The following is a 7,795-nucleotide window of genomic DNA, read 5'->3' as shown; positions in this document are numbered from 1 at the left end:
GGGCCTACCTGCAAAAGGGCCGCCTGGAAGATGCCCAGAAGCTCTTTGAAAAAGCCTCCGGGCATGAGAATCTCAAGGTTCAGGCCCTGCCCGGACTGGCCCGGGTGGAGATGAAAAGGGGTAATCCGGACAAGGCGGTTTATTTCCTTGAGAAGGCGGCAGCCCTGGATGAATACAATCCAGAGGTCTTTACTCTGCTGGCTCAGGCCAGGGGAAAACCGCTGCAGGAGCATGTGGAGAAGGTGCTGAAGGAGAAAACCAATCCGGCAGTGCTGACGCACCTGGCCCAGGCACTGGCCGGGCAGGGGGAGTTTGAGCTGGCTGCGGAAGTCTATGACAGCGCACTTGCTCACGATCCTGGATCCTTTGAAGCCGGAGCAGGACTGGCCGAAGTCTACGGGTCCAAGGGCAGATACTCTGCCAGCCTGGAAATCCTGGACATGATGCTGGAGGAATTTCCGGAAAGCTACAAACTGCTGCTGACCCGGGCCAGGGTGCTGGCCTGGTCCAGACAATATGCAGAAAGCCTTGAGGCCTATGATCAGCTTTACACAAAAAACCAGGACAATCATGTCGTGATCCGGGAGGCGGCGCGCACTGCTTACTGGGGCAAAAAAGCTGACACAGGGGACAGGTATTACCAGCTTATAAGCACTCCTGCTGTGGATGAGATGCTTTTACAGAGACTGCAGGATCTGGACACATCACAGAGACAAATCCTGGAGCAGGCAATAGCCGGCTTAGAGCGGGAAGTAAGCGCAGGCTCTGTCTATGCCGGTTTTGAAGGCTTTTTCGACTGGTTCGGACGGCACGGCCGGGATCTCGGCCGGGAGAGCCGCCGGGAGATGGATGAGCTAAGACGCAGCCTGGGCTACAGGTACGTGATTCAGAAACAGGCGGAACTGGAGCGCCAGTCCAAGAAGCTTTTGTGGAATGAGCGCTTTGCCCCGGCCAGGCGGCATCTGCAGAAACTGGTGGAGCATGAACCGGGCAACCAGGAGGCCCGGTTTGACCTGGCCCAGGCCTGCTGCGTCCTTGGCCTGGGGGACGAGGAAGAAAAAGCTTACCAGGAACTGCTGGCAATAGATCCCCTGCACGGACAGGCCTCCAGGGCTCTTGAGAGGCGAAAAAAGCGTTCCAGGCCGGGTTTTTCGGGCAATTACAGTTTCTGGAGCGAAAGGGGCAGGGGGGAGCTGGCCCGCATGGACAGGCACAGGCTGGATATGGGCCTGGATGTACCTTTAAGATCAAGGCACAGCTTTAGAGTAACCGGGCACAGGTATTTCGAGTCGCCCCAAAAACACGCCGGAACAGTCCAGGCCTCGGGAGTCAGCCTGACCGGGGAGATGGTAACCGGACCTCATTTTACCCTGGCCGGAGGGTTGACCTATAAGTCTTACGCGAATGATCTTCAGACCCGGGGCTCTAAGATGGAAAGGGAAAGCATCGACCTGGATGATCTTTTTCTGGGGCATCTGGACATGATGTTCAACCTGGACGATTATGCCCGGCTGACCCTGGGCTACGAAAAAAGGGAGACTGTGGCCAATGCCATAGCCCTGGCCCAGGGGGTATACACCGAGAACTGGGAGGCCGGTCTGGATATTTATCCCCTGCGAAGGCTGGAACTGGGCCTCAGTGCCGGATACCTGGACTACAGCGACGACAACCACGGGGTCGTGTACGGGGTAAGTGCAGGCTACTCCTTTACCGACCACCCCAGGCGCTTCAGGACCATTCTGTCCGGGGAGTACAGGGACACCTCCAGGACATACCAGGGTTGCTCCAATGGGCAGGGTTGCAATATTCAGGCGGATTTCAAACACCCCTACTGGACTCCGGAAGATCACTGGGGCAGTTCTGTTACTTTTGAGTTTACCCATGACCTGGCCAGAGACTTCTTCTGCGGGGCCAGGGATCATTTTTACCAGCTTGAGCTTAGCCTGGGCACGGAAAAGGACAAAAATCATTCCGTTGAGGTCCGGGGAACATGGAGCCGTGAGTTTGAAAACGGGCTGGGCATCAACACCCAGGCCATGTGGCACAATTCCAGGGAGTGGGATGCGGCCTCGCTGGACCTGGGCCTTTTCTACAGGTTTTAAACCCCGGCTTAGCGCCGAAATACCGGGATCATCATGAGCCAGAACAAGACAGCCTTTAAAAACAACCTGCTTCTGGGCGGGATAGTCCTGACCCTGATGTTTATCATTTTATACCTCATGGCCAGGACCTTTACCTTTATAATTGCCGATTATGCCTGGTATGAAAAGTTTTTCGGGCTGCTTCTTCTTCTGGCCCAGGCCTTTATCCTGACCCACGGTTTCGGATATTTCCTGAACCTGTTCAGAGTGATCAATTCAGAGGGAAAAACAGGGTCGGAAAACCACCTTGTTCAGGCCAGCCTGATAGATTATCCACCAGTGGCCATAATTGTTTCCTCTTACCGCGAGCCTCTGCATGTGGTGGAGGATACATTGATCAGCTTTTACAATCTAACTTACCCCAATAAAAAGATCTACTTTCTGGACGACACCCGCTATGACCTGCCGGACTGGAAGCCGGGGGAGGCGGAAAAATACAGGCTTGAGATCGACGATCTGTGCCGCAGGATCGGGGTAAATCTTTTCCGGCGCAGGTGGAGGGGAGCCAAGGCGGGTATGATCAACGACTTCAATGATTTTCTGGACAAAAATCCGCCTGAGGGCTTCGAATTTGTTTCCTATGTCCAGGGGGAGACCATAAAACCTGGAGATGAGAAATACATAATCGTCTTTGATGCGGATCAAAAACCCCTGCCTGATTTCGTTGAGGCCTTAGTTTCCAGGATGGAGGCCAATCCAGCAGTGGCCTTTATTCAGACACCGCAGTACTACAGCAATTTTGAGCACAACCGGGTGTCCAGGGGGGCCGGCCTGCAGCAGGCTGTTTTTTACGAATACATCTGCGAGGGCAAAAGCCAGCAGGACGCCATGTTCTGCTGCGGGACCAATGTCATTTTCAGACGCGAGGCCTTAAGGGACGTGGGCGGCTTTGATGAATCCTCGGTCACTGAGGACTTTGCCACCTCCCTTAAGTTTCACCTGCGGGGCTGGAAATCGGCATATCTGAACAAGGTCAGCGCCTTTGGAGACGGCCCGGAGGACCTGGGAGGGTATTTCAAGCAGCAGTTCCGCTGGGCTTTGGGCACGGTAGGCCTTTTCAGAACCATCCTGTCCAGGCTCTGGAAAAATCCCCGCGAGCTTCCCATATACAAGTGGTGGGAGTACATGCTTTCCGGGACACACTATTTCGTAGGCTGGGTCCTGTTTGTCCTGGTTATTTCACCTATCCTGTTTATCCTGTTCAATATTCCTACCTATTTTGCCCGTCCGGAACTGTACTTCATGTTTTACGTGCCCTATATTCTCATGACATTTACTATGTTTATATGGTCCCTGCGCCAGAGGCACTACAAGGCTTCAGAGATCGTCAGCGGAGTTCTGCTGCAGGCCATCTGCTTTCCGGTGTACATGAAGGCCTCTTTGCTGGCTGTCCTGGGTTACCGGGGCACATTTAAGACTACGCCCAAGGGGCAGAGCCTGTCATTGCCCATGCATGCCCTGTGGCCCCAGGTGGGACTTGCAGCTTTGTGTTTCGTGGCCATTATCTGGGCGGGGATGAGAATATATTACGAACGTGAACTGATTATGGCCCTGTCTGTAACCAGCTTCTGGTGCCTGTATCATTTTCTTATTCTTTCAGCGGCGGTGCACTTTAATCATCCTTTGGAGGAAGGCCTGGAGGAAAGTGTTGAGAACAAGTAAAAAGCTTTTAGCGGTAGTGGTGTTCGCCATGTTCCTGTCTGCCGGGTTTTATGGCTGCAGGGAAGTAAACAACGGGCAACAGTCTGAAAAAGAGCATAAGAGGCAGCTTTATTTCGGCCTGGCTGTAGAGGGCCTGCCTGAACAGCCGCAAGTGTTTCAAGACAAGGAAAACAAGACCGGTCTGCCGGTGAGCATGGTCAATTTCTTTCTGCAATGGCCGCAGGACCCTGAAGAGATGAATTTCCCCGGCAAGACACTGGAGGCGGTGCACAGCTTCGGGGCCATGGCAGTGGTCACCTGGGAACCCATGTATTACGACAGTCATGGACAGGAGCACATGATTGCGGCCGGTGATATCCTGCAGGGAAGATACGACGACTATATCCAGGGCTTTGCCTCCCGCATAAAGGATCTGGAATATCCGGTGATCATCCGCTTTGCCCATGAGATGAATCTGGATCGCTATCACTGGGGAGGAAGCAGGGAAGAATACGGCCCTGAAAGTCCGGAACGCTACCAGGAGATGTTTCAATACGTAGTGAAGCGGTTCAGAGATGAAGATGCTGGAAACGCTCTTTTCGCCTTCTGTCCAAATGCCGGTTCAGTGCCTTCTCCTGAGCAGGGGGCCCACTGGAACAAGGCCAGGAATTATTATCCAGGGGATGACTATGTGGATGTCCTGGGTATGGACGGCTACAACTGGGCCTATACCCGGACCATGGAAGAGCATGGCTGGCAGAGCAGCTGGCGAAGCTTTGAGGAGATATTTGAGCACATATATTCTGAACTTACGTCCATAAGCCCGGAAAAGCCTCTGTTTGTATTTGAGACAGCCTCTCCGGCAGAGGGTGGAGACAGGGATGTATGGGTGCAAAATGCCTTTGAGACCGCCTCCAGGTGGGGCCTGGACGGGATAATATGGTTCCAGGTGGACAAGGAGGAAGACTGGAGGCTTGCAGCCGGTGAAGAATGCAGGTACCCGGGGGAAGTGCGCAGGAAGCTGTTTTCGCCCCTGCCTGACTTTCAGCGCAGGCAGCCTTAGAGGCTGTTCAGGTAGAGCATGACTAAGGTGTTGTAGTTGTTGTAGCTTTTTTTCTCCAGGGTTTTCAGGGCCATGAGGTACATGTTTATGGTTTCGATGCTAAGTACCGAACTGAAAAGGTCCACATAGATTTCCGACTGTACGCTCTGGCGCAACTCGTCAATGTCCAGAATTTCCATGATGTCCTGGTTCCGGCTGTGCAGGGACAGGGCCTTTGAGTAAAGGCTGCTCAGGTAGTCGTGGTTTTTCTGCATGCCGGTTTTGATGTCGTTTATGATCATGCGTCGAAAAAGGGCGTATTCCTCCCTGGAGAATTCGGAGACCCTGGTGAAGTAAGTGGCCAGGTGTTCCAGGTAAATGAGCATGCCTCTTTTGAGCATGGCGATGTCTTTTAAGACCAGAAGCAAGAGACTGGCTTCATCCTCAAAATTTTCCAGCCCGATGACCAGTTCCCTGGTCTCCAGAGAGATGAACACCGGATATGTTTCGGGAAAGCTTTTGTCCAGGGCCACACCACAGACCTGGGCTGCGGCCTGGTCTTCCCAGGTCTCCCAGGCCACGCTGCCCTGGTTTCTGCTCTGTCCCTGGAACTTGTACGGCAGATGCAGGTTTACCCTGTCTCCCCGGTACAGTTTTTCCCGGCTCTGAAGCCAGGAAGGGATGGCGATGCGTACGCCGTTCTGACTGAAATCCTGGATAATATACTGAAAAGGCTGATAGTCCTCTTCCCTGGAACCCAGAAAAGGCAGAATGGCCATCTCCAGGGGCAGTCGTTCCTCGGTGCGCTGTTCAATAGTGCTCATGGGTATCACGTCTTCAAATACAGTATCCGCAAAAACTACATGTGCCGCCGGGCTTCATCCCACAGGGCGCGGGAGCGGGATTCGTCTCCCAGGACGCCCACCCGGATATTTATCTGGGAGCTGTTTGCGGTCAGGTGCTTGACAGTGATCCAGACATTGGTTCCGTCCATGTATTTGCCCTGAATTCTGAATCTGTCGGTGTATTCAGTTTCTTCCTCCAGGCTTATGTTTTTGACTTCCATGGCCTTGAGAGTGGCTTCATGCACGGTGTACATGTCTCTGGCCACTTTTTCCCGTAGCCAGCCTTTGTAGTAGATGGCTGCTCCCCCGCCGGCGGCTCCTCCCAGGGCGAAGAGGCACCCGGAAAGGTTCAGACAGAGAAAAAGGATAAGCAGAAAGTGGATTTTTTGTTTAATGGCGGGCATGGCTCTCTCCGGTTTAAGGTTGACTAAATGTAGCCCCATTCCTTGAGCCTGTTGTAGGCGTGCTGGGCTTTATCCCCCTGATTTACCTGCTGCAGAAAGGCATAGTATTTTTCCGCCGCCTGATTCCTGCGGCCCATGCCTTCATAGCTGTAACCCTGAAAAAACAGGGTGTTGGGATTACCAGGCAGACGCTCCTGATATCTACTGAACTCGGCCAGGGACTGCTCGAATTTCTCCTGCCTGAGCCAGGCCATACCCAGGATATGCATGGCCTGGGGTTCTTCAGGGTAGATCTCCCTGGCTTCCGAGGCATATTTGCGGGCCTGGGAATTGTTGTCCCTGGACAAAAGGTACTTGGACATTTTCAGGTTGGCCACGTAGTCTTCCGGAGCCGCCTGCAGAGCGGATGAATACTTTTCCCCGGCTTCCCCGGGTTTTTTGGCCCGCATGAGGTCGTCGCCTTCCTGCATGTCCTGAACGGCTTGTTTAATCTGTCTAAGCCGGGCCGTATTGTCCATGTAGCGCTCACGATACAGGGGTTTGCTGTTTTTTTGGTAGTCCGTGCGCACACGGTTGACCGCGGTCTGATAACGCTCGCTGCTCATGGGATGAGTGGAAAAAAGCATTTCCAGAGAGCCTCTGTCTTCTCCGGACATGTCCTTGAGCATTTCCATAAGTCCTACAAATCCTTCCGGATTGTAGTCCGCCCGGGCCATGTATTCCAGGCCCAGCTCGTCGGCCTCTCTTTCCTGGTTGCGGCTGTAGCTGGCCAGAAGTGCCCCTGTTCCGATGCCGCCCAGTCCGGCCACTACGTTTTCCCATTGTGGGCCTGCTGCCGCTGCGGCCCCGGTAAAGACCACCTGGGCCAGCATGCCCCTGGTCATTCGCTGGGCGGTATGTCTGGCATTGACATGCCCAAGTTCATGACCGATGAGAGAAGCCAGTTCCGCCTCGTCCTGGAGTTCCAGCAGGATCCCCCTGCTGACCCCGATGGTACCTCCGGGAAAAGCGTAGGCATTGATGTAGGTGGCGTTCAGCGTGTTGAAGGAGTAGGGCATGTCCGGCCTGTGGCTTCTGGATGCCATGTCCCGGCCCACCCCGGAAACGTAGTCCTGAAGATTTTTGTCCTGAACCACCCCGTAGTCGGCTGAAATCTGGTGCGGAGAATTCTCTTTGTCCAGTTCTATCTCCTGGCTTTCGCTCATGAGCATGAACTGGCGCTGTCCGGTAACCGGATGAGTGGCGCAGCCGGTTGCCAGGGACAAAGATCCTATGCCGGCCAGATAGAGAAAGTGCCTGCGGCTCAGGCGCGGGGTTTTGTTTTGAATCCGGCTTATGTTCATGGTTTTTCTGGTCTTTGAGGTTAGAGGTTGTCTGCTGCATGGTCTGCCTGAATTTAACTGGTACACTGTTCAGGTTAAAGTTATATTATTGCGAAATGATTGGCAAGGCAAGGCAAATTTATCAGAAAATGTGATTTGTGTTATAAGCTTCTCAACCTGGCGGGCCCTGAAAAGAGCCTGCGAGAGACTGAAGGGAAATGATCATTTGTAACGAACCACCCCCGGCCCCTCCTTAACCAAGGAGGGGAGTGGTCCGTGCCGCAGGCATAAAATGACAGGTTTTCGTGACAGCGACATAGCCGAACCTGCGGGAATCTGGATAAGGAAGTGGTTAATCAGAACGAACCACCCCCGGCCCCTCCTTAACCAAGGAGGGGAG

The 7,795-nt window shown here is 53.8% G+C and carries 6 protein-coding genes; 3 read left to right on the top strand and 3 right to left on the bottom strand.

Going from position 1 to position 7,795, the window contains the following annotated elements; genetic code table 11:
* From D5S03_RS07105 to D5S03_RS07095, 3 genes are all read left to right on the top strand, one after another.
* Positions 1 to 2,102 (top strand): tetratricopeptide repeat protein (locus D5S03_RS07105; protein WP_287043201.1); only part of this gene is annotated, 2,102 nt, incomplete at its 5' end.
* Positions 2,103 to 2,135: 33 nt separating this feature from the next.
* Positions 2,136 to 3,803, top strand: coding sequence for a glycosyltransferase family 2 protein (locus D5S03_RS07100; protein ID WP_287043200.1), 1,668 nt, complete (start codon positions 2,136 to 2,138; stop codon positions 3,801 to 3,803).
* The gene (locus tag D5S03_RS07095; RefSeq protein ID WP_008871740.1) at positions 3,790 to 4,845 is read left to right on the top strand and encodes a glycoside hydrolase family 26 protein; all 1,056 of its coding nucleotides are present in this window, start codon (positions 3,790 to 3,792) and stop codon (positions 4,843 to 4,845) included. The genes D5S03_RS07100 and D5S03_RS07095 overlap by 14 nt, the downstream gene beginning before the upstream one ends.
* On the opposite strand, the gene D5S03_RS07090 is transcribed toward D5S03_RS07095, so the two are convergent.
* From D5S03_RS07090 to D5S03_RS07080, 3 genes are read right to left on the bottom strand one after another with little or no spacing between them, the layout of a single operon-like run.
* Positions 4,842 to 5,648, bottom strand: a complete 807-nt coding sequence (locus D5S03_RS07090; RefSeq protein ID WP_008871739.1) for a PilZ domain-containing protein — start codon at positions 5,646 to 5,648, stop codon at positions 4,842 to 4,844. The genes D5S03_RS07095 and D5S03_RS07090 overlap by 4 nt on opposite strands.
* 35 nt (positions 5,649 to 5,683) lie before the next feature.
* Entirely contained in the window at positions 5,684 to 6,073 is a 390-nt protein-coding gene (locus D5S03_RS07085; protein ID WP_008871738.1) for a DUF3568 family protein, read from the bottom strand.
* A gap of 23 nt (positions 6,074 to 6,096) precedes the next feature.
* Complete coding sequence (locus D5S03_RS07080; RefSeq protein WP_008871737.1) at positions 6,097 to 7,416, bottom strand: M48 family metalloprotease; 1,320 nt, start codon at positions 7,414 to 7,416, stop codon at positions 6,097 to 6,099.
* Between the last annotated feature and the right edge of the window lie 379 nt (positions 7,417 to 7,795).

The organism is Desulfonatronospira sp. MSAO_Bac3, from assembly GCF_003838035.1.
GTDB lineage: Bacteria > Desulfobacterota > Desulfovibrionia > Desulfovibrionales > Desulfonatronovibrionaceae > Desulfonatronospira > Desulfonatronospira thiodismutans.
The sequence above is the reverse complement of the archived record's forward strand: the minus strand, read 5'-3'. Positions and strand labels throughout refer to the sequence as shown.